22 protein-coding genes are annotated in these 21,119 nt (G+C 63.5%); 9 read left to right on the top strand and 13 right to left on the bottom strand.

The window, feature by feature from the left end; translation table 11 throughout:
• The first annotated feature begins 70 nt into the window (after positions 1-70).
• Positions 71-661: a CGNR zinc finger domain-containing protein gene (locus JQ611_RS39035; protein ID WP_212468537.1), complete on the top strand. Its 591-nt coding sequence runs from the start codon at positions 71-73 to the stop codon at positions 659-661.
• 57 nt (positions 662-718) lie between these two features.
• On the opposite strand, the gene moaC is transcribed toward JQ611_RS39035, so the two are convergent.
• The 4 genes from moaC to JQ611_RS39015 all read right to left on the bottom strand — a co-directional run bounded on the left by moaC (position 719) and on the right by JQ611_RS39015 (position 5,080).
• Positions 719-1,219, bottom strand: coding sequence for a cyclic pyranopterin monophosphate synthase MoaC (moaC, locus tag JQ611_RS39030; protein ID WP_212392251.1), 501 nt, complete (start codon positions 1,217-1,219; stop codon positions 719-721).
• 3 nt (positions 1,220-1,222) lie between these two features.
• Positions 1,223-2,044, bottom strand: a complete 822-nt coding sequence (gene trpC / locus JQ611_RS39025) for an indole-3-glycerol phosphate synthase TrpC (protein ID WP_212468535.1) — start codon at positions 2,042-2,044, stop codon at positions 1,223-1,225.
• A 17-nt stretch (positions 2,045-2,061) separates the two neighbouring features.
• Positions 2,062-3,075, bottom strand: coding sequence for an anthranilate phosphoribosyltransferase (gene trpD, locus JQ611_RS39020; protein ID WP_212468533.1), 1,014 nt, complete (start codon positions 3,073-3,075; stop codon positions 2,062-2,064).
• Between the two features lie 106 nt (positions 3,076-3,181).
• Complete coding sequence (locus JQ611_RS39015) at positions 3,182-5,080, bottom strand: peptidylprolyl isomerase (protein WP_212468531.1); 1,899 nt, start codon at positions 5,078-5,080, stop codon at positions 3,182-3,184.
• Positions 5,081-5,357: 277 nt separating this feature from the next.
• Here JQ611_RS39015 and tpiA point away from each other — a divergent pair, with 277 nt between their 5' ends.
• Positions 5,358-6,110, top strand: coding sequence for a triose-phosphate isomerase (gene tpiA / locus JQ611_RS39010; protein WP_212468530.1), 753 nt, complete (start codon positions 5,358-5,360; stop codon positions 6,108-6,110).
• A 2-nt stretch (positions 6,111-6,112) separates the two neighbouring features.
• Here the strand turns inward: tpiA and JQ611_RS39005 are convergent, their stop codons facing one another.
• Genes JQ611_RS39005 through JQ611_RS38995 form a run of 3 tightly spaced genes read right to left on the bottom strand, consistent with a single transcriptional unit; the run spans position 6,113 to position 7,568 of the window.
• The gene (locus tag JQ611_RS39005) at positions 6,113-6,646 is read right to left on the bottom strand and encodes a GNAT family N-acetyltransferase (RefSeq protein WP_212468528.1); all 534 of its coding nucleotides are present in this window, start codon (positions 6,644-6,646) and stop codon (positions 6,113-6,115) included.
• 5 nt (positions 6,647-6,651) lie between these two features.
• Entirely contained in the window at positions 6,652-6,996 is a 345-nt protein-coding gene (locus JQ611_RS39000; protein WP_249133810.1) for a hypothetical protein, read from the bottom strand.
• A 5-nt stretch (positions 6,997-7,001) separates the two neighbouring features.
• A complete protein-coding gene (locus JQ611_RS38995) occupies positions 7,002-7,568 on the bottom strand; it encodes an XRE family transcriptional regulator (RefSeq protein WP_212468526.1) in 567 nt (188 codons plus the stop codon).
• Between the two features lie 225 nt (positions 7,569-7,793).
• Here JQ611_RS38995 and secG point away from each other — a divergent pair, with 225 nt between their 5' ends.
• The 5 genes from secG to JQ611_RS38970 all read left to right on the top strand — a co-directional run bounded on the left by secG (position 7,794) and on the right by JQ611_RS38970 (position 12,562).
• A complete protein-coding gene (gene secG / locus JQ611_RS38990; RefSeq protein ID WP_211994656.1) occupies positions 7,794-8,177 on the top strand; it encodes a preprotein translocase subunit SecG in 384 nt (127 codons plus the stop codon).
• A 166-nt stretch (positions 8,178-8,343) separates the two neighbouring features.
• Positions 8,344-9,975 carry a CTP synthase gene (locus JQ611_RS38985; RefSeq protein WP_212468524.1) on the top strand — a complete coding sequence of 544 codons (1,632 nt, stop codon included), beginning with the start codon at positions 8,344-8,346 and terminating at the stop codon, positions 9,973-9,975.
• 87 nt (positions 9,976-10,062) lie between these two features.
• A complete protein-coding gene (locus tag JQ611_RS38980; protein WP_212443121.1) occupies positions 10,063-10,389 on the top strand; it encodes an NIPSNAP family protein in 327 nt (108 codons plus the stop codon).
• 87 nt (positions 10,390-10,476) lie between these two features.
• Entirely contained in the window at positions 10,477-11,349 is an 873-nt protein-coding gene (gene kdsA / locus JQ611_RS38975; RefSeq protein WP_409411334.1) for a 3-deoxy-8-phosphooctulonate synthase, read from the top strand.
• Between the two features lie 16 nt (positions 11,350-11,365).
• A complete protein-coding gene (locus tag JQ611_RS38970) occupies positions 11,366-12,562 on the top strand; it encodes an MFS transporter (RefSeq protein ID WP_212443119.1) in 1,197 nt (398 codons plus the stop codon).
• A gap of 18 nt (positions 12,563-12,580) precedes the next feature.
• Here JQ611_RS38970 and JQ611_RS38965 read toward each other — a convergent pair whose 3' ends face one another.
• From JQ611_RS38965 to JQ611_RS38945, 5 genes are all read right to left on the bottom strand, one after another.
• Positions 12,581-13,549, bottom strand: a complete 969-nt coding sequence (locus tag JQ611_RS38965) for a tripartite tricarboxylate transporter substrate binding protein (RefSeq protein ID WP_212416139.1) — start codon at positions 13,547-13,549, stop codon at positions 12,581-12,583.
• Positions 13,550-13,766: 217 nt separating this feature from the next.
• Entirely contained in the window at positions 13,767-14,735 is a 969-nt protein-coding gene (locus JQ611_RS38960; protein ID WP_212468520.1) for a hypothetical protein, read from the bottom strand.
• Between the two features lie 31 nt (positions 14,736-14,766).
• Positions 14,767-15,219, bottom strand: coding sequence for a preQ(1) synthase (queF, locus tag JQ611_RS38955; RefSeq protein ID WP_212392239.1), 453 nt, complete (start codon positions 15,217-15,219; stop codon positions 14,767-14,769).
• Positions 15,220-15,275: 56 nt separating this feature from the next.
• The gene (locus JQ611_RS38950) at positions 15,276-15,650 is read right to left on the bottom strand and encodes a c-type cytochrome (RefSeq protein WP_212392238.1); all 375 of its coding nucleotides are present in this window, start codon (positions 15,648-15,650) and stop codon (positions 15,276-15,278) included.
• Positions 15,647-16,639 carry a lyase gene (locus JQ611_RS38945; RefSeq protein ID WP_212468518.1) on the bottom strand — a complete coding sequence of 331 codons (993 nt, stop codon included), beginning with the start codon at positions 16,637-16,639 and terminating at the stop codon, positions 15,647-15,649. Before JQ611_RS38945 ends, JQ611_RS38950 begins: the two co-directional genes overlap by 4 nt.
• A gap of 177 nt (positions 16,640-16,816) precedes the next feature.
• Here JQ611_RS38945 and eno point away from each other — a divergent pair, with 177 nt between their 5' ends.
• A complete protein-coding gene (gene eno / locus JQ611_RS38940) occupies positions 16,817-18,100 on the top strand; it encodes a phosphopyruvate hydratase (RefSeq protein WP_212269637.1) in 1,284 nt (427 codons plus the stop codon).
• A 2-nt stretch (positions 18,101-18,102) separates the two neighbouring features.
• Here eno and JQ611_RS38935 read toward each other — a convergent pair whose 3' ends face one another.
• A complete protein-coding gene (locus tag JQ611_RS38935; RefSeq protein WP_409363354.1) occupies positions 18,103-19,083 on the bottom strand; it encodes a hypothetical protein in 981 nt (326 codons plus the stop codon).
• A gap of 750 nt (positions 19,084-19,833) precedes the next feature.
• On the opposite strand from JQ611_RS38935, the gene JQ611_RS38930 reads away from it, so the two are divergent.
• Entirely contained in the window at positions 19,834-20,970 is a 1,137-nt protein-coding gene (locus JQ611_RS38930; RefSeq protein ID WP_212392235.1) for a zinc-binding dehydrogenase, read from the top strand.
• Positions 20,971-21,119 lie beyond the last annotated feature (149 nt).

Below are 21,119 nucleotides of genomic sequence, written 5' to 3'. Positions count from 1 at the left end.
TAGAACACCGGTATATTGATTATACCGGTGTCTCTTGCTGTCAACCGGTAAATCTGCCTTACTGGTGTCGATGTCGCGGGAATCAAAAAAGTTCGGCGTTCCGGACGAGCTGGCCAATCTCTATGATTTCGCCAATACGCTCGACGTCAGGCACTTCACGCATCACGGCGCGCCGCATCCGCAAGGCGATGAACTGACCAGCGCGCGGGAGCTCGCGAGGTGGATGTCGCAGCGCGGGCTGGCGCCGACCAGCGCGAAGATCACGCCGGCGATGTTTGCAACCGCGATCGAACTGCGGACGTTGGTGCGCGACTATCTGCAGTGCGATCCGCTGGAGCGGCGCGGAAACAAGGATGCAGTTCGCGCGCTGAGCAAAGCGCTGAAATATTTTCCGCTGGTCGTGACCGCAGGGGATGACGGCATGGTGCTGCGGGCGGCGCGCGAAGATGCGCTCGCAGGACTGTCGCCGATTGTCGCAGAACTCTATGACGGCTCGAGAAATGGAACGCTTGATCGGCTGAAAATGTGCGCGTCTGACGAATGCCGCCGGGTGTTTTTCGACCGCTCGAAACCATCGACACGGCGCTGGTGCATGTCGTCGCTGTGCGGGAACCGGATGAAAACACGCAGCTATCGCGAGCGGCAACGCAACGCCGGATAAATCATTGTGACTCGGTCACGACCGGCGGACTGAACGGTGTTTTCTCGCCGATTGCGATCAGTCCCCGGCGCGGTAATGTCCGGACTTGCCGCCCTTTTTCTCGACCAGATGAATGCCTTCGATCCGCACACCGCGCTCGACTGCCTTGATCATGTCGTAGATCGTCAGGCACGCGACCGACACCGCCGTCAGCGCTTCCATCTCGACGCCGGTCGGCCCGGTGACCTTCACGGTGGCGCGGACGACGCAGCCGGGCAATTTCCTGTCGGGCGTGATGTCGAGTGTGACCTTCGAGAGCGCCAGCGGATGGCACAGCGGGATCAAATCCGAGGTGCGCTTGGCCGCCATGATGCCGGCAATACGGGCGGTGCCGAGCACGTCGCCCTTTTTGGCGTTACCGGAGACGATCAGTTCGAGCGTCGCCTTGCTCATGACCACGCGGCCTTCGGCAACGGCGATGCGTTCGGTGGCGGGTTTGGCCGACACGTCGACCATCCGCGCTTCGCCCGATGCATCGATGTGGGTGAGGGCGCCGCCTTTGGAAGCCTTCCGCGCCATCGCCTAGCGCGTCCCGGTGGCGCGCGGCACGTCGGTACGGGCCAGCAACGCCCGCGTTGCCGCAGTGACGTCGGCCTGGCGCATCAGGCTTTCGCCGACCAGGAAGGTCGCCATGCCGACGCGCGCGAGGCGCGCCAGGTCTGCCGGCGTAAAGATGCCGCTTTCACCGACCATCAGGCGATCCCCAGGGATCAGCGGCGCGAGCGCCTCGCTGGTCACCAGCGTGGTTTCGAAGGTGCGCAAATTTCGGTTATTGACGCCGATCATCGGCGAGCGAAGCTTTAGCGCGCGATCAAGCTCAGCGCGGTCGTGGATTTCGATCAGCACGTCCATGCCATGCGCGATGGCGGCATCTTCCAGATCTCTGGCCGTGTCGTCATCAAGTGCGGCCATGATGATCAGGATGCAGTCAGCGCCATGGGCGCGGGCCTCGACCACCTGATAGGTGTCGAACAGAAAATCCTTGCGCAGCACCGGCAAATTGGTCGCCGCACGCGCCGCAACCATGAAATCGAGATGGCCCTGGAACGAGGGCGTATCGGTCAGGATCGACAGACACGCCGCCCCGCCGGCTTGATAGGCTTGTGCCAATGCCGGCGGATCGAAATCGGCTCGGATCAGCCCTTTGGAGGGCGAAGCCTTCTTCACCTCCGCGATCAGCGCATAGTCACCGCGATCAAGCTTTTCACGGATCGCGTGCAAAAAGCCGCGCGGCGGCGGCGCGGTTTTGGCCAGTGCTTCAAGGCTTGCCAGCGGATGCGTCCGCTTGGCGGCGGCGATCTCCTCGCGCTTGTAAGTCTCGATCTTGCTCAGGATGTCGGACATGTCAGGCGCTCCCGCGGTCAGCCGTTGGACACCGCGATCAAATGCTTGAGTTTTGCAGCGGCAGCACCGCCGTCGAGCGATTTGGTGCCCAGCGCGACGCCTTCCTTCAAATCCCCGGCGCGGCCGGCGACGATCAGCGCCGCCGCGGCGTTCAGGAGAGCGACGTCGCGATACGCGCCCGGCTTGCCGTTGAGCACGCTTTGCAGCGCCACCGCGTTGGCGTCGGCATCGCCGCCCTTCAACGCTTCGCCACCGACGCGGGCGAGGCCGGCCTCTTCCGGCGTCACCTCGAAGGTACGGACATTGCCGTTTTCGAGGCTTGCGACAAAACTCGGGCCGGTGAGGGTGATTTCGTCGAGACCGTCGGAGCCGTGCACCACCCAGACTGACTCGGAGCCGAGGTTCTTCAGCACTTGCGCCAGCGGCAGCACCCAGTGCCTTGAGAATACGCCGACCATTTGCCGCTTGACGCCGGCCGGGTTGGACAGCGGTCCGAGCAGGTTGAAGATCGTGCGCGTGGCGAGTTCGACCCGGGTCGGGCCGACGTTCTTCATGGCCGGATGGTGCGCGGGCGCGAACATGAATCCGATGCCGGCTTCGCGCACGCAACGGCCGACCTGGTCGGGCGAAAGATCGATCCTGACCCCGAGCGAGGCCAATACGTCGGCCGCCCCCGAGCGCGAAGACAGCGCGCGGTTGCCGTGTTTGGCGACGGGCACGCCGGCGCCCGCGACAATGAAGGAGGCACAGGTGGACACGTTCACCGAACCGGACCCGTCGCCGCCGGTGCCGACCACGTCGACGGCCTCCGCCGGCGCCTTGACCCGCAGCATCTTGCCGCGCATCGCCGACACCGCCCCGGTGATCTCGTCGACCGTCTCGCCGCGCACCCGCAGCGCCATCAGCAATCCGCCCATCTGCGAAGGCGTCGCTTCGCCGGACATCATGCTGTCGAAGGCGGAGGCGGCCTCCTCACGCGACAGCGTCGCACCGGTGGCGACTTTTCCGATGATAGATTTGAGGTCGTCCATCGCGTTGCTCTCAGGATTGGGACGTCTTTAATTTCTTGAGCATGACCTTCGAGCAAACGCTACGCGTTTGTCGAGGGAAAACCGGTGCCCACGTCCCGGATCATGCTCAGTTGCTGTTCGCGCCCGTCACCTGTGCGAAGGCCGCCTGGTTGATTGTCGTGCCGATCTCTGACTCGATCTTCGTGACGTACTGCGCGACCTGTTCGTCGGTGAGGCCCCGCAGCAATGTCTCCTTCAGTTTCTTGACCTCGTCGGCAGCGACGTTGACCGAGGGCATGCTGACATCAGTGACGCGGTACACGATCCACTCGCTGCCCCCGGCGCCGGCGGTTTGTCCGACGCCATCCTTGGCGGTGCGAAACGCTGCGGTGATGAGGCTCGAGGGCACGCCGGATGGAGCGGCGTCGCGCCGGAAACCGGTTGCGGTTTCGACCTTCGAGCCGATCGACGCGGCTTCTTCGGCCAAGGTGCCGCCACGCTCGAGCTTGCCGACCATCTCGGTCGCCTTCGCGCGCAGCTTGCTCGAGATCTGGTCTTCGCGCCACTTGGTTTCGACCTGGGCGCGGACCTCGTCGAGATTGCGTTCACGCGACGGCGTAACGCCGATAACGTCGTACCAGACATAGCCGCCGGCAAACTGGATCGGATCGTTGTCGACGCCGACATTGCTTGCGAAGGCTTGCGAGACCACTTCGAGACCGCGCGGAATATTGCCGACCGGCCGGCCGTCAGGGCCGCGGCCCGAGCGGTCGACGGCCTCGATGGTGACTGCGGTCAGTCCGAGCTTCTGGGCGGCTTCGACCACGCTGGCGCCGCCGCCACGCTCGTCTTCCATCTTGTTGTGGAGTTCGGCGACCTTGCCGCGCGCCCGCTCGGTCCCGATTTCCTTTTTTATCTGCGCCGCGACGCTTTCATAGGAAGGCGTCGTAGCCGGTTCGATCTTGCCGACCTTGACCAGCGCCACGACGAACTGGCCTTTGATCGGCTGGCTTACCTCGCCGGAGGGCAGCGCGAACGCCGCGTCGGCGATGGCCGGATCGATGATGGCGGATTTTGCCGTCATGCCGAGGTCAACAAGATTGGCGTTGTGTTCCTTGGCGACGTCGTCGAATGACATTCCGGATGTGATGCGGCTGCGCGCGGTGAGCGCTTCCTCGGCGTTTTGAAACACCATCTGCTGCACTTCGCGCTTCTCGGGCGTACCGATCCGGTTACGGCTCTGCTCGAATACCTTCTTCGCATCCTCGTCGGAGACCTCGGACCATTTGCCCAGTTCCTCGGGGCTGACCACGATGAACGACAGTTTGCGAAATTCGGGTGCGCGGAACTGGGTCTTGTGGTCTTCGAAATAGGCGGCGAGCGTCTCGGGCGAGGGCGTGTCGATGGTGCCGGCCTGCGCGGCGTCGAGTTTGATGTAATCGACCGAGCGCTGCTCGTTCTGGTACCGGGTCAAGGCATCGATCATGAGCTTCGGCGGCTCGAGCCCGGCCGTGACGGTGTCCGCGATCTGGCGCCGCAAGCCCAGGCGCCGCCGCTCGGCGAGGTAGCGCTGCTCGGTGTAACCGGCCTGGCGGATCGCGGCCTGGAAGCGCGCCGGATCGAAATTGCCGCCCAATCCCTTGAACGCGGGGTCGCTGTAGATGACCCGCATGGCCTCGGCATCCGACTGTGCAAGGCCCATGCGCCGCGCCTCCTCGTCGAGGGCGGCTTCCGCGATGGTCTGCTGCAGCACCTGACGATCGAGCCCAAACATGCGGGCCTGCTCCTGGGTCAGCGGACGGCCGAACTGACGGCCCAATTGCTGGAGCTTGTCGGTGTAGATCTGGCGGAATTGCTCGGTCGAAATCTCGGTCTTGCCGATCTTGGCCAGCGTCGACTGCCCAAAGCCCTTGAAGATGTCGGCGATGCCCCAGACAGCAAAGCTGAGAATCAGCACGCCCATCACGACGCTCATGATGGCCTTGCCGAGCCAGTTTGATGAGGCTTTGCGTATTCCTCGAAGCATGGGTCCAACTTGTTTTGTAGGAGGGGAACCGGGTCATACCCAAGGCGGTTTCCGATTGGAATACCGCAACAGGGCGTCTACCCGAGTTGATATCGCATCATAAAGTGGCAGTCGCCCCCCCGCAACCTCGGTTCGGGCCCTCGCAACCTCGGTTGCGTGCCCGTAACCTCGCCAATTGAAGCGGTTAACGGGCTCAGAGATCACGTGAGCCGGCATCTGGAACTGGTGGCGCGCCTCTGCTAGCGGATGGGGACCCCATATTCGAGAGAAAATCGACATGCCCGACGCCATTCGGCCCCTGATCGCCGGCAACTGGAAAATGAACGGCCTCAAGTCCTCGCTGGCCGAATTTGAAGCGATGCGCGAAGGTGCCGCAGCGGTGGCCGCCAAGGCCGACCTGCTGGTCTGCCCGCCGGCCTCCCTGATCGCCACGTTTGCCGACAAGGCGAAGGGCTCAAAACTCGCCGTCGGCGCCCAGGATTGCCACCCGAAGGCCTCGGGCGCCCATACCGGCGATCTTTCGGCTGAAATGCTGGCCGATGCCGGCGCCAGCGCCATCATTGTCGGCCATTCCGAGCGCCGCGCCGACCATGGCGAAACCGACGCCCTGGTCCGGCAGAAGGCGGAAGCCGCCTGGCGGGCGGGGCTGACTGCCATCGTTTGTATCGGCGAAACGCAGGGCCAGCGCGACGCCGGGCAGACGCTGGACGTCTGCGGTGGCCAGCTCAAAGGCTCGCTGCCGGACGGATCGACGTCAGCCAATCTGGTGGTGGCCTATGAGCCGGTCTGGGCGATCGGCACCGGGCTGACCCCGACGGCAAAAGATGTCGAGCAAGTTCATGCGTTTATCCGGGGTGTTCTCACTGACCGATTTAAGGCCGAGGGCGGCAAGATCCGGATTCTCTATGGCGGTTCGGTCAAGCCATCCAATGCGGCCGAGCTGATGGCGGTCGCCAACGTCAACGGCGCACTGGTCGGCGGCGCCAGTTTGAAGGCGTCGGATTTTTTGGCGATCGCCGCGGGGTGTTGAGCTCAGGTGGGCGCGGCGTCCTGTAGGCGCTTCCAGTAGAACATCGTGCCCGTCATCCCGCCGAGGGGCTTGTACGCGTAGTCCGGAATGATCCCGGCCAACTTGAAGCCGACGCGCTCGTATAATCCGGACGCGCCTTCGTCGTCGGCGGTGTCGAGCACCAGCAGCCAGCGCCCGCGTTCGACGGCGGCGCGCTCGGCCGCGTATAGCAGCGCCTTCGCCACGCCGCGGCCGCGATGGCTGACCCGCGTCATCATCTTGACGATTTCCGCCCGGTGCGGCTGGTTGAGTGCAAGGTCCAGCACCAGCGTTACCGTTCCGACCAGTTGATCGCCGTCGAGGGCGCCGAGAATGATCCGTTCTCCGCGCGCCGCCGCGGCCAGCGACTTCTCCCAGAAGGCATTTGCGATCTCCTGCGGCAGCGGGTGCATGAAGCTGACCGAACCGCCATGGGCCACCGCCTCGATCAGCATCTCGCTGAGGCTCGCGCGGATATCGGGCGACGGGCTCAAGGGTTTTATTTTGATATCAGGCATGTCGTTCAGCCTCGTTTCCTGGCCGCACGGGCCTGCTTGATCTCTGCAATCCGTTCGACATCCTCGATCTGGAGATGGCGGCCGCGTTCGAGAATTTCCAACGTGTACTCTTCATAAGTGAGCCCGAGCCGTTCGGCCTTCTGAATGCGAAAGGCGACGATGCCGGGCGAGGGGTTGTGCCACGCCCTGCGGTGCGCGGCCTTCCAGTAGAAATAATTTCCGATTCCCCCATCACCCCATTCCGGCCTGTGCCTATCGTCGAGTGGTGGGCCGCCATTGTGGCCGGCCGCAATAGTGTTGTCGGCGGACGCTTGTTCGATCGCGGTGCTCTTGAGGGTGACCTCCGGCATCGTTGCTAGCTCCGGGCCAGCGCCACGACATAGGTGCAGGGTGCGGCACTCTCGTTGGCAAAGGTCGTTTCAGCGGGCGGACCGAATCCGAGGCAATCGCCGGTGCCGAGCAAATGCCGTTCACCGGCCTCGATGATCACGAGCGCGCCCGCCTGTACCCAGACCACCTGTCGGATATGGGCGTAGGATGAGGCCGGCAGCGTCACGCGCTGTCGTGCCGGTAATTCGACCCTGATGACTTCGAGCGGATGATCGGGGCGATTGAATACCTGTGTGCGCAGGTAGCCGGTTTCGGGATCGCGCCAGACCGGCTGTTCGCCGGCACGCGAAAGGCGCTCGCCCTGGCCCTCGGCGCGCAGCATCAGGCCGGCAAGCGTGAGGTCGAAAGCGCTTGCGAGCCGGACCAGCACCACCGCGGTCGGGCTGACCTCGGCGCGTTCGATCTTGCTGATGGTCGCCTTCGAGACCCCCGAGCGTTCGGCGAGATCGGCCAGCGACCAGCCGCGGCTGTCGCGCTCAAGACGCAGGCGCTGCGCCAGCCGGCCGCTCAAATCGTCTATAATAGTATCCATATGTCCATTATAAGAGAAGTCGACCGCCGTTCGCAAGCTCGAAATGTCGCGACTTCGTGCTGCTTCGCAGCTTGTTGGAAAGCCTGCGGCAATTATCTCCGGAGCAGCTGTTGGGGGTGACAATGCCCCGTCCGATCGTGTAACACCGCGCAACTTCAGGAAAACCCGCAAGCTCAATAGTGCAGCCGAAGCCCGGCGCTCATCGCTTGTGACGGAAGGTTAGAAATGCAGGCCGTCGTTATTGTCGTTCACCTCATGATCGTCGCCGTGCTGATCGGCGCGGTATTGCTGCAGAAATCCGAAGGCGGCGGCCTTGGCATGGGCGGCGGCGCCGGCTTCATGTCGAGCCGCGGAACCTCCAATCTGTTGACGCGGATGACCGCGATTCTGGCAGCTGGCTTCTTTGTCACCAGCCTGTATTTGGCCTGGTCCGCAGGCCTCGATCGCAAGCCCGCCTCGATTCTCACGGGCCCGGCGACGCCGTCCCAGCCCGGAGGGACGCCGATCGCGCCGCCGACCAGCGGCGGCGTTCTGGATACGCTGAAGAAGGTCGACGAACAGCAGAGCCCGCCGGCGCCGTCAGGCCCGCAAGCTCCGCGTTCGCAATAAAGCAGGGTGGCTATGCAGGACGGCGACTACCGTCCTGCATCAGAACTTCCCATCAATGCTCTGAAATCGCTTTAATTTTCACGTCACCCACAGCCCGGCAAAATGTTCGCTCTGGCGAGCGATTCGTTTTGGCGAATCGGAGCAGTGGCCTTAAAGGTTGAGTCCCATGGCGCGGTACATATTCATCACCGGCGGCGTGGTCTCTTCGCTCGGCAAGGGTCTGGCTTCAGCGGCACTCGGTGCGCTGTTGCAGGCCCGCGGGTACAAGGTCCGTCTCCGCAAACTCGACCCCTATCTCAACCTCGATCCCGGAACGATGTCGCCGTATCAGCACGGCGAAGTGTTCGTGACTGACGACGGCGCCGAGACCGATCTCGATCTCGGCCATTACGAGCGCTTCACGGGGCGTCCGGCCACCAAGGCCGACAACATCACCACCGGGCGCATCTATCAGGACATCATCACCAAGGAACGCCGCGGCGATTATCTCGGTGCGACCATCCAGGTGGTGCCGCACGTCACCAACGCGATCAAGGAATTCGTCCTCTCGGGCAATGACGAATATGATTTCGTGCTGGTCGAGATCGGCGGCACCGTCGGCGACATCGAGGGGCTGCCGTTCTTTGAAGCCATCCGTCAGCTCAAGAACGAATTGCCGCGCGAGCACGCGGTTTACATTCACCTGACGCTGCTGCCGTTCATCCCTAGCGCCGGCGAGTTGAAGACCAAACCGACCCAGCACTCGGTCAAGGAGCTGCGTTCGATCGGCATCCAGCCGGATATCCTGCTGTGCCGTACCGACCGCGAAATCCCCAAGGAAGAGCGCCGCAAGCTCGGCCTGTTCTGCAACGTGCGCGAAAGTGCCGTGATCGAGGCGAGGGACGTCGACAACATCTACGCGGTGCCGCAAGCCTACCACGAGGCCGGCCTCGACGACGAAGTGCTGGCCGCGTTCGGCATCGTGCCGAAGATCCCGCCCGCCATGCAAAGCTGGAACGACATCAACGAGCGGGTGCGCAACCCCGAAGGCGCGGTCACGATCGCCATCGTCGGCAAATACACCGGCATGAAGGATGCGTATAAATCCCTGATCGAGGCGCTTTCGCATGGCGGCATCGCCAACAAGGTGAAAGTCAATCTCGACTGGATCGAGAGCGAGGTGTTCGAGCACGAGGATCCGGCGCCGTTCCTTGAGCACGTCAACGGCATCCTGGTGCCCGGCGGCTTTGGTCAGCGCGGCGCGGAAGGAAAGATCCGCGCGGCGCAGTTCGCCCGCGTCCGCGACGTGCCGTATTTCGGCATCTGCTTCGGCATGCAGATGGCCGTCATCGAAGCCGCGCGCAATCTCGTCGGCATCGAGGACGCCAACTCCACCGAGTTCGGTCCGACCAAGGAACCGCTGGTCGGCCTGATGACGGAATGGCTGCGCGGCAACGAACTTGAGAAGCGGTCGAAGGCGGGCGATCTCGGCGGCACCATGCGGCTCGGCGCCTATCCGGCGGCGCTGACCCGCGGCAGCCGGGTGTCGGAAGTCTATGGAGGCGCCACCGAGATTTCGGAACGCCACCGCCACCGCTACGAGGTCAACACCGCCTACAAGGACCGCCTCGAACAGCACGGCCTGCGCTTCTCGGGCCTGTCGCCCGACGGCGTGCTGCCGGAGATCGTCGAATATGAGGACCATCCCTGGTTCATCGGCGTGCAATTCCACCCCGAACTGAAATCGCGCCCGTTCGAGCCGCATCCCTTGTTCGCATCGTTCATTCAGGCGGCGGTGGTGCAGTCGCGGCTGGTGTAGTGGCGGGCGGCCTTTGACGAACGCGCCGATTGTTGCGACAAACCGCTTCCGTTACGTGCAAGAACAACAATCAGGGGAGTGCCACCAATGATCATGGAAATGCGAGTCTATCGCTGTCTGCCGGGCCGCCTGCCGGCGCTGATGAAGCGCTTCGATACGCTGACGCTGAAACTGTGGGAAAAGCACGGCATCAAGCAGGCCGGTTTCTTCACCACGCTGATCGGGACCTCCAACCAGGAACTGACCTATTTCGTCGCGTGGGACTCGCTCGCCGACCGCGAAAAGAAATGGACGGCATTTCAGTCCGATCCCGATTGGATCGCCGGCCGCGCCAAAAGCGAAGAAGACGGCCAGATCATCGACAACATCGTCAGTCAGTTGCTGGTGCCGACGGCGTTCTCGTCGGTAAAGTAACCGGGCGTGCAACCCTGATATTCCGGGGTTAAACAGGGTTGATCCTGATGGCGCGGACCGGCATGGTCCGCGTCAGGCAAGAAGGAAATGCCCTTGAACGCGAACATTTCTGCTGCGCCCATTGTGACGGTAGGCCCGGTCAAATTCGGCAATGCTTTGCCGATTTCGATCATCGCCGGCCCGTGCCAGCTCGAAAGCCGCAGCCACGCGCTGGAAGTGGCGGGCGCGCTGAAGGAAATCGCGGGCCGTCTCGGCGTCGGGCTCGTCTACAAGACCTCGTTCGACAAGGCCAACCGCACCAGCGTCTCCGCTGCGAGAGGCATTGGCCTTGCGCAAGCTTTGCCGATCTTCGCCGAGATACGCGCTTCGGTTGGACTGCCCGTGCTCACCGACGTGCACGAATCCGCGCAATGCGCGGAGGTGGCGCAGGCGGTGGACGTGCTGCAGATCCCGGCATATTTGTGCAGGCAGACCGATCTGCTGCTGGCGGCGGCTGCGACCGGCAAGGTCGTCAACGTCAAGAAGGGGCAATTCCTGGCGCCGTGGGACATGGCCAACGTCGTCAGCAAGATCACCGCCGGTGGCAATCCTAATGTGCTGGTCACCGAGCGCGGCGCGTCCTTTGGCTACAACACGCTGGTGTCTGACATGCGCGCGCTGCCGATCATGGCGCGCACCACAGGTGCGCCTGTGATTTTCGATGCCACCCATTCGGTGCAGCAGCCGGGCGGGCAGGGCGCCTCATCCGGCGGCGAGCGCGAATTCGTGCCAGTGCTGGCGCGGGCGGCGGTCGCGGCCGGCGTTGCCGGCGTATTTATCGAAACCCACCCCGATCCTGACAACGCACCGTGCGACGGACCCAACATGGTGCCGCTGCGCGAATTCGAAGCGCTGGTGAAGACCCTGATGGGGTTCGATGCGCTCGCCAAAAACCTAACTGCCAACAGCACGGCGCGCTGATGGCGCGGGCCATGCCGTGACCGCAGCAACCAACCGCCTGCCGCCGGCCCTCAACATCATCGCACTCGCGACCTTTGCGGCCAGCCTGTCGGCCCGCGCGCTCGATCCGGTCTTGCCGCACGTCGCCGAGGATTTCGGCGTCAGCATCGCGGCCGCCGCCGGCTTTGCCGCCGTGTTCGCGTTCACCTTCGCAATCATCCAGCCCGTGCTCGGCGCCACCGCCGACATGTTCGGCAAGGCACGGCTGATGATCGTCTGCCTGGTGCTGCTCGGCGTTGCCAACATCCTGGGCGCGATGGCGACGTCGTTCCCGGAATTGTTTGCAACGCGCATTCTCGCCGGCATCGGCTCGGGCGGGGTGTTTCCGATTGCGCTCGGCCTGACCAGCGATCTCGTCGGGCCCGAGAAGCGCCAGCTCGCGATCGGCCGCACGCTGATGGGCTCGATGTCCGGAAACCTGCTCGGGGCCTCGTTCTCCGGATTGATCGGCGATTTTATGGGCTGGCGCGGCGTGCTGGCAATCCTCGGCGCGCTGGTCGTGCTGGCGGCGATTGCGGTCGCCGCCGGATTTCGCGGCGCCGATCTGAAGCATCCGCCGCGGACAAGCCTCTCGGCACTCGCACATGGCTACCGCACCATCTTCACCAACCCGAACGCGCGCATCTGCTATTCGGCTGTGTTCATCGAAGGCTGCTGCGTGCTCGGCCTGTTTCCCTTCATCGCCGCTTTCCTGTTCGAACTCGGCGAGACCTCGCTCTCGATCGCCGGCATCGTGATCGCCGGCTTTGCGGTCGGGGGGCTGTTCTACACCATGACGATTTCGCGCTTCCTGCCCCGGATCGGCGTCAAGGGCATGATGCTCGCCGGTGCGACGCTGGTCGCGGTGCAACTCGTTGCGGTCGCGATGGGACCGCAATGGAAGCTCCAGGCCTTGAGCTTGCTGTTCATGGGCTGGGGCTTTTACATGATCCACGGCTGCCTGCAGGTGTTTGCCAGCGAGCTGTCGGTGGAAGCGCGAGCGACGGCGCTGTCGCTGCATTCGTTCTTCTTTTTCATGGGCCAGACGCTCGGCCCCATCGCCTACGGTTTCGGCATCCAGCACGCCGGCAAGGTCCCGACCTTGCTCACCGCCGCGGCCATCATGGTCGCGCTCGGAATTGTCTGCGCGCGATTGCTGAAGCAGACCCGGCCGGCGGACGCGCGGCCGGGCTAGCTTCGTATCGAGCCCTCGCTATTCCATCTTGATTCCCGCATCGGTGATCACCTTGCGCCAGCGCGCGATCTCTTCAGTGACGAAGCCACGGAATTCCTCCGGGCTGCTGCCCATCGGCACGATGCCCTGTTCGACCAGTTTTGCCTGCAATGCGGGGTCGGCGAGCGCCTTCTTGGCCTCGGCGGAGACGCGGTCGACGATCTCCTTCGGCGTGCCCGCCGGTGCGATGATTCCGGCCCAGGTGCCGGACACGAAATCCGGCACGCCCTGTTCCGCCATCGTCGGCACGTCGGGCGCCGCCGGAATGCGCTCTTTCGCGGTGACGACGATCGCCTTGGCGTTGCCGGAGCGCACCTGCGGCATCAGCGGACCAACGATGTCGAACATCACGTTGATTTGCCCGCCGACGGTATCCTGCAGTGCGCCGGCCGTGCCCTTGTAGGGAATGTGCTGCATTTTGATGCCGGTGCGACTCATGAACATCTCCATGGTGAGATGTGCCGCAGCGCCGATGCCGCTCGACGCAAAATTGAGCTCGCCCGGCTTGGCCTTCGCGAGCGCGATCAGCTCCTTCAAATTGTTCGCCGGCACCGAGGGATGCGCAATCATGATCAGCGGTGCGACGCTCATCAGCGAGACGTAGCTGAAGTCCTTCAGCGTGTCGTAGGGCAGCTTTGGATTGAGCGTGGCGTTTGCCGCATGCGCCGCGATCACGGTGCCGAACGTGTAGCCGTCGGGCGCGGCCTTGGCGACGACGTCGGTGCCGATGATGGCGTTGGCGCCTGGCTTGTTCTCGAAGACGATGGGCTGGCCGAGCGCCTCGGAGATCTTTTGCCCGACGAGGCGGGCCATCAGATCGGTGTAGCCGCCCGGCGTGTAGGGAACGACCATGCGGATCGACCGGTTCGGCCAGCCTTGTGCCCACGCGCCGCCTGAGCAGCTCAGCAGAAGCGCGAACGCTGCAAGAGCGCGGAATAGATATTTCATGATGTCGTTTCCTCAACAGCGCCAGCGTCTGAGATGCGCGGCGCTTCCTGCGGGCAGGCTACATCATATGGACGTGAGTGAGGTAGGTGCCGAAGCAACGTCTCTTGTTGCACGAGGTGCATGGCTTGCTGTCTGACTTGAGCGTGCAATGCACGCCGGAGTGCACGTGCGACGGCTCAGGATAAATTGGTTCACGCCCTGGCTGTGACGCCTCGCGTTATTTTCCCATCGCCTCCGCCAGCAAGGCCTGCGCCTGCCTGGTCGCTTCGGCAAATGACGGCTGCTGCGGCGCGCGCTCGGTAAAGCATTTCTTGTAGGCGTCTTCGCCCTTTTGCCTGAGATCGCCGAGCTTGTCGTAGGCTTTCCTGTCGATCCGCTTGGACTGCAGATCGTCGGCGGCCTTGTCGGCCTTCTTGTCGTAATCCGCCTTGATCGCAAGGCAGGCCGGGACCTCCACCTTGGGCTTGATCGATCCATAGGCGACGTAGACCTTGCCGTTGGCCAGCGCTGAAACGAACACCTCGTCTGCGGCCTCGGGGACGGCGTCCTGGGTTCGCCCGCCCAGCATCGCAAAGGCTGACGTGGCGGAGGCGGGTTTGGCGATCGGCAATTCGTTGAAGTTCACGACCGCCGCATCCGTCGAGATCGCCTGGGTGTAGAAGCTTTCGTCCTTGAGCGCGGCGCCGATCTGTTGCGGCACGTTCTTGAGTTTCTTGCCCCACCAATCCTTGTGCGCGCGCAGCCAGCGCTCGAACATCGACTGCGTCGTGACGATGATATGGGATTTCGGCTCGACATATTTGCCGTCGCGGCCATTCTGGCCGGCCTTCTCGCCGTTGTCGCCCAACTCGGCGTCGAAGCGCACGCCGTCGAGCAGGCCAAAGCCCATGTCGCCTTTGGACAAGGCATCGAGATTAAGCTTGGCCGTTCCGAATCCCTTGCGACCGGGTTCGGCGACAATCGGCGCGAGCTTCGCCAGCAGATCAGCGCGCAGCGATTCCGCAGCCTTGAAGGCCTCGTCGTCCTTCTTGTCCGCGTACAGTTTCGTGATTTTCGCGATCGCGGCGTCGCGGGCCGCGATGTAGCGGTCCTCGGGCGAGGGCTGTGCCGCTGAGGCATTCGAAAGCATCAGAAGGACGCACGGCGCGGCGGCAAGTCGGATGAAGGCGGCGAGGGGCTTTTGCATGTGCGGTGGTCGGGATCACCCGCCGTTCGGTTCAACCCCGGCCGCGATAGGGCGCGACGCCCTGGTCGGGGACCCATACGCCCTTGGGCAGCTTGCCGGTCTGCCAGAACACGTCGATCGGGATGCCGCCGCGCGGATACCAATAGCCGCCGATGCGCAACCATTTCGGCTTGATCTCGGCTGCGATGCGTTTGCCGATCGAGACCGTGCAATCCTCATGGAACGCGCCGTGATTCCGAAAACTAGCGACATAGAGTTTTAGCGATTTGGATTCCAAGAGCCATTGGCCCGGCACGTAATCGATCATCAGATGGGCGAAATCCGGCTGTCCCGTCACCGGGCAGAGCGAGGTGAATTCGGGCGCCGTGAACCGCACCAGATAGTTGGTGTCCTTTTGCGGATTGGGCACGCGGTCCAGCGTCGCTTTTTCCGGGCTGTCGGGCCATTCCACGGCGCGGCCGAGCTGCAGTGATTTTTTGGCCATCATGATCGTCCTGTTGCGACCGCTGACATGGACGTATCAGGCGTGGCCGTCAACCGTCAGCGCGAGGCGGGATCTGAGAGAAAGCGCACCAGCGCCTTTCGCTCGGCGGTATCCTCGATCCCGCGCATCGACATCCACAGCCCCGGAAACATCTCGGCGGGATCGGCCAGGAAGCTTTCCAGACGCGGCATGTCCCAGCGCAAGCCATCATCGCGCGCCTTGCGCAGCACCGGCGAATAGTCGAACGCCGGATCGCCGGCGACCACACGTCCGGCCACGCCGGCAAGATTGGGGCCGGGCAGGCCGCGCTCAGTGGGATCAAGGCTGTGGCAGGCCCGGCATGGCGCGAACAGCCGCGCGCCGTTTTCGTCCGCCGAGGCGGGGGCAGCAGCCAGCATCGGCAGCAGCAACAGGAATGCGTACCATTTCACGCAGGCGCGACCGTCTGGATCACGACCAGGCGGTTATTGCCGGACTCGCCGCCCCAGGTTTCGCCGGGCTTGCCGTCGAGCTGTCGCACATTCGCGCCGGTCTTGTCGCTCGGGAACGCGTTGAACTTCTCGGTCACGGGATCGAAGCGCACGATCGCATTGGCGCCGAAATCGGTGAGCCAGACCTTGTCCTTGTCGTCGACATAGACCGCATAGGTGCGCGGATTGTCGCCGGGCAGCTTCCAGGCCTTCCAGGAGCCATCAGAAGGATCGTGCATCGACACGTTGCCGCTGTTCCATTCGCTGACCCAGATCCGGCCCTTCGAATCCGACCACACCCGGCGCGCGCCCTGATTGGGCGTCGGCGGGTCCACCACGGTGGCATTGCCGGTCGCCGGATCGATCTTCGCGATGTGATTGCCGGCGAGCGAGGCGTACCAGATGTCGCCCTTCGGTGTGATGGTCATGCCGTAAGTGCCGCGGCCGCGCGGCGACTTGAAGACCGTCATGTCGCCCGATTTCGGGTCGAGCCGGCCATAGATGCCGGACTGGCCGGTGAACCAGTAGATGCCCTTCTTGTCGAACACGGCGGTGTTGAGGTTGGCATAGGCTTCGTTCTCGGGCAGGCGAAACAGCGTCACCTTGTGATCGCTAGGATCGACGCGGGCGATCGCGTTCTGCCCGCCTTCGGTGACCCAGGGCGCGCCATCGGGGCCGATGATGACGCCATGGGGAGCGGCGCCCTTGCCGAGGTCGACCAGCTTGTACGACCCGTCGCGCGGATCGAGCCGCCCCAGCGTGCCGTTGCGCTGGCCGCAGAACCACATCGTGCCATCGGGCGCCGGCGTGACGTCGCGCGAGCCCATGCCGGCGGCGACCGGATAATATTTGACCCGGAACGGGCTCTCCTGGGCATCCGCAAAGCGCGCAAGCGCAGGCGTGGCTAAAATTCCGGCAGCGGAAGTCTTGAGAAACTGGCGGCGATTCATTGCGTTACCCCGGTTCTTGAACGAGAAGGTTTGGACGCGAAGATCAACCTCGAAACAGCATAGTCTTACCACATTGCCCCGTCAGGCGAACACGCAGACTAAGCGTTCACATTTGCTTGCGCGCCGTGTAAGACGCGCCCAAATCCAGCCCCGGAACCATCCAGGAAAGTGCAAGACATGACCGCCATCATCGACATCATCGGCCGCGAAATCCTCGATAGCCGTGGCAATCCCACCGTTGAGGTCGATGTGGTGCTGGAAGACGGCTCGATCGGCCGTGCCGCGGTGCCCTCAGGCGCCTCCACCGGCGCTCATGAGGCGGTGGAACTGCGGGACGGCGACAAGAAGCGCTATCTCGGCAAGGGTGTGCAGAAGGCGGTCGAGGCCATCAACGGCGAAATCTTCGAGGCGCTCGCCGACCGTCCGGTCGAGGAACAGGTCCAGATCGACCAGATCATGATCGATCTCGATGGTACGCCCAACAAGAGCCGGCTGGGTGCCAACGCCATCCTCGGCGTTTCCCTGGCCTGCGCCAAGGCGGCCGCGGAATCCTTCGACATGCCGCTCTATCGCTATGTCGGCGGCACCTCGGCGCGCACTCTGCCGGTGCCGATGATGAACATCATCAATGGCGGCGTGCACGCCGACAACCCGATCGACTTCCAGGAATTCATGATCCTGCCGGTGGGTGCGGCAACCTTCGCCGAGGCGCTGCGCTGCGGCGCTGAAATCTTCCACACGCTGAAGGGCGAACTGAAGAAGGCCGGCCACAACACCAATGTCGGTGACGAGGGCGGTTTCGCGCCCAACCTGCCGTCGGCGGATGCCGCGCTCGAATTCGTCGTCAGCGCGATCGGCAAGGCCGGCTACAGCGCGGGCAGTGACGTCATGCTCGGCCTCGATTGCGCCGCGACCGAGTTCTTCAAGGACGGCAATTACGTCTATGGCGGCGAGAACAAGACCCGTTCGCGCTCCGAGCAGGCGAAATACCTCGCCGATCTCGTCGCGCGCTATCCGATCGTCACGATCGAGGACGGCATGTCGGAAGACGACATGGACGGCTGGAAGGAATTGACCGACCTCGTCGGCAAGAAGTGCCAGCTGGTCGGCGACGATCTGTTCGTCACCAACGTCACAAGGCTCGCCGACGGCATCAAGAACGGCCGCGCCAATTCGATCCTGATCAAGGTCAACCAGATCGGCACGCTGACCGAGACGCTTTCCGCCGTCGAACTGGCTCACAAATACGGCTACACCTCTGTCATGTCGCACCGTTCCGGCGAGACCGAGGATTCCACCATCGCCGACCTCGCGGTCGCCACCAATTGCGGCCAGATCAAAACCGGATCCTTGGCGCGCTCCGACCGCACCGCCAAGTACAACCAGTTGCTGCGCATCGAGCAGCAGTTGGGCGCACAGGCGAAATACGCGGGGCGGGCAGCGCTGAAGGCGCTGGCGTAAAGCTAGCGCGCTGCGGCAAGCCGGCTGGCCGGCTTGCTGCTCGGCGGTTTCGCGGCGACCTGGCGCTTCGCTGTGCCGGACTTGGCTTGAACGATTTTCTGCCGCTTCTTCACATTGGCGGCCGCTACCTTCGTTCCGCCGCGGCGGGACGCATATTCCGGGCCGTCGATCGGGCCGACATGCGGTGGGTCGAAGGCGAGATACGGTCGGCCGATCCCGAACTGTTTGCCGTTCGCATCGACCCATTTCCACAGCGTTTCGGTTGACGCCCATCGCTGCGCGCGATTGACGCCATTGACGCTTACGATATCGGCGGCAAGCCCGCGGCCATAGCCGCCGCGGAGACTGCCGCCGTGAAACGACCGGTTGGCTGCCGCCTTCAGGCCGCTTGCGATCGATTGACGGTAGTCGTCGCGGAAGGCGCTGGTGATACCGGGTTTCAGTCCGGCGGCCTCGGCGGCGTAAAGCGTATGAAACAGCTTCGTCTTGAAGCTGCGATCCATGCCGCCGATCACGTAGTCCATCATCGGCATGCCGACTCGTTCCGCCGCCTTGGGATCCTTCCAGGTGAAATCGTTGTCGACGAGCTTGGTAAAGCTTCTGGTGACAGTCACCAGTTTGCCCTTCCTCTTGATCGTCACTTTCCTGAGCTCACGCTCCTTGGTGGTGTCCTCCTTGGGCGTCCGCTGGTAAAGCGCCCACAGAAATTGGTCGATGCAGGCCTCTGCCACCTGGCATTCGCCGACAAGCTCGACGCGGCCGGGCGTTGTTGCGGCGGCGGCCGTGCCTGCGGTTGGCGCCGGGATGGTCGGGATTTCCAGCGACAGAATTTCCGCCGGATCGCTCAGCGCGGCCACGACGATGGTTTGCTGCTTGTCCGGGGCGGCTGTGGCTGCGACGGCCACTTCCGGGTTGGCCGTGCTTGCGGTTGGCCCCTGGACGGTCGGGACTACCGGCGGCAGAATTTCCGCCGGATCGCTCAACGCGGCTACGACGATGGTTTGCTGCTTGTCCGGGGCGGCTGTGGCGGCGACGGCCACTTCCGGATTAGCTGTGCTTGCGGTTGACCCCTGGACGGTTGGGGCTATCGGCGACAGAATTTCCGCGGGATCGCCCAGCGCCGCTACGACGATGGTTTGCTTCTTCTCCGGGGCAACTGGGGCGTCGATCGCCACCTCCGCCAGAAGTTCGGCGGCCTTTGCCACGTCAGCACTCTTGATGATCGGATTGCCTGTCGTAACGGCTGGATGGCCCATCGCGGATGCCCGCGGTGCGGCCACCAGGGCGGCGTTGGCGGCAAGAGATGGCGCGAGGCGGTCCACAACGCGCACCGCGTTGACCTTCTCGGTGCCGGTCAAACCGACGACGGCAAACCACACCACAAGTCCGCCCGTGAAAACGAGCGTGGGCCACATTTCGGTGGCAAGCCGACGCGGGTTCATGATTCCAGCCTCCAAGGCTCGAGTCAGTTCACAGCTAAGCACGCGACACCGCTAATGTTTCGGCTCACAATGTGGGCGTGCAAGGGCGGAAACGGCTGTTGAAGCACGGTTTCCGGGAACTGTTGCCGGAGTGCAACGCGCCGGCCGACCCTGGTTCGGGTCTACCTTCGCCGCGCAATTTGATTGAAATTGCTGATACCGGTGGACATCACCGCTGGCCGCGACCATATCGCTGACACAAAGCGCGGATCGGCAACAGGTTGCTGAACCGCCGGCAGGGAGGAAGTAAGCATGAGTGACGGCAAGACCGGGCTGCAACTGCGTTCGCTATTGAAGAAGAGCGGCGAACTCGAGCTATCGCTGGCCAGCGTCCCGACTCCAGAACCGGCCGACGATGAAGTCGTGGTTCGCGTCGAGGCCTCGCCGATCAATCCGTCCGACCTCGGGCTTCTGATCGGCCCCGCCGACATGTCGACGGCCAAGGTCTCGGGCACCAAGGACCAGCCCGTCGTCACGGCGAAGATGCCGGAAGCGGTGATGCGGATGATGGGCGCGCGGCTCGATCAGTCGCTGCCAGTCGGCAATGAGGGCGCCGGCACCGTGATCCGGAGCGGATCATCCGATGCCGCCAAGGCGCTGATGGGCAAGACGGTCTCGATCATCGGCGGCGCGATGTATTCGCAATTCCGCACCATGAAGGTGAGGGACGTGATGGAGCTGCCCGCCGGCACCACCGCTGCCGACGGCGCGTCCTGGTTCGTCAATCCGCTGACCGCGCTCGGCATGACCGAGACCATGCGGCGCGAAAATCACAAGGCGCTGGTGCATACGGCAGCCGCGTCGAATCTCGGCCAGATGCTCAACAAGATCTGCATCAAGGACGGCATCGGCCTCGTCAACATCGTGCGCAGCAAGGAGCAGGCCGATATCCTGCACAAGATCGGCGCCAAATATGTCGTCGATTCCACCGCCGACGGCTTCATGGACGATCTCACCAACGCGTTGGTGGAAACCGGCGCCACGATCGCGTTCGATGCCATCGGCGGCGGCAAGCTTGCGGGCCAGATCCTCACTTGCATGGAGGCGGCGGCCAACAAGACCGCCAAGGAATACAGCCGCTACGGCTCGAATGTGTTTAAGCAGGTCTATATCTACGGCAGCCTCAACACCGCTCCGACTGAGTTGAGCCGCGCGTTCGGCTTGACCTGGGCGGTCGGCGGCTGGCTGCTCACGCCGTTCCTGCAAAAGATCGGCCCGGCCGACATCGGCAAATTGCGCCAGCGCGTAGCCTCCGAACTCAAGACCACGTTTGCGAGCCACTACACCAAGGTGGTGTCGTTGCAGGAGACGCTCGATCTTGCCAACATCGACGTCTACAACAAGCGCGCCACCGGCGAGAAATTCCTGATCAATCCGAGCAAGGGCTGATCCGAACAAGGGCTGATAAGGCTCCCGCCAGCAAAGAGACAAACAGGCCGTCCGTATGGGCGGCCTGTTTTACTTAGCCTCAATTACGCGAACGATGCGTTTCCGAAATTGCGCATTTCATGCACTTGCATCCTTGTGTCGATGTGGCG

Source organism: Bradyrhizobium sp. AUGA SZCCT0182 (genome assembly GCF_018130185.1).
GTDB lineage: Bacteria > Pseudomonadota > Alphaproteobacteria > Rhizobiales > Xanthobacteraceae > Bradyrhizobium.
This window is presented reverse-complemented; position numbering and strand designations above follow the sequence as displayed.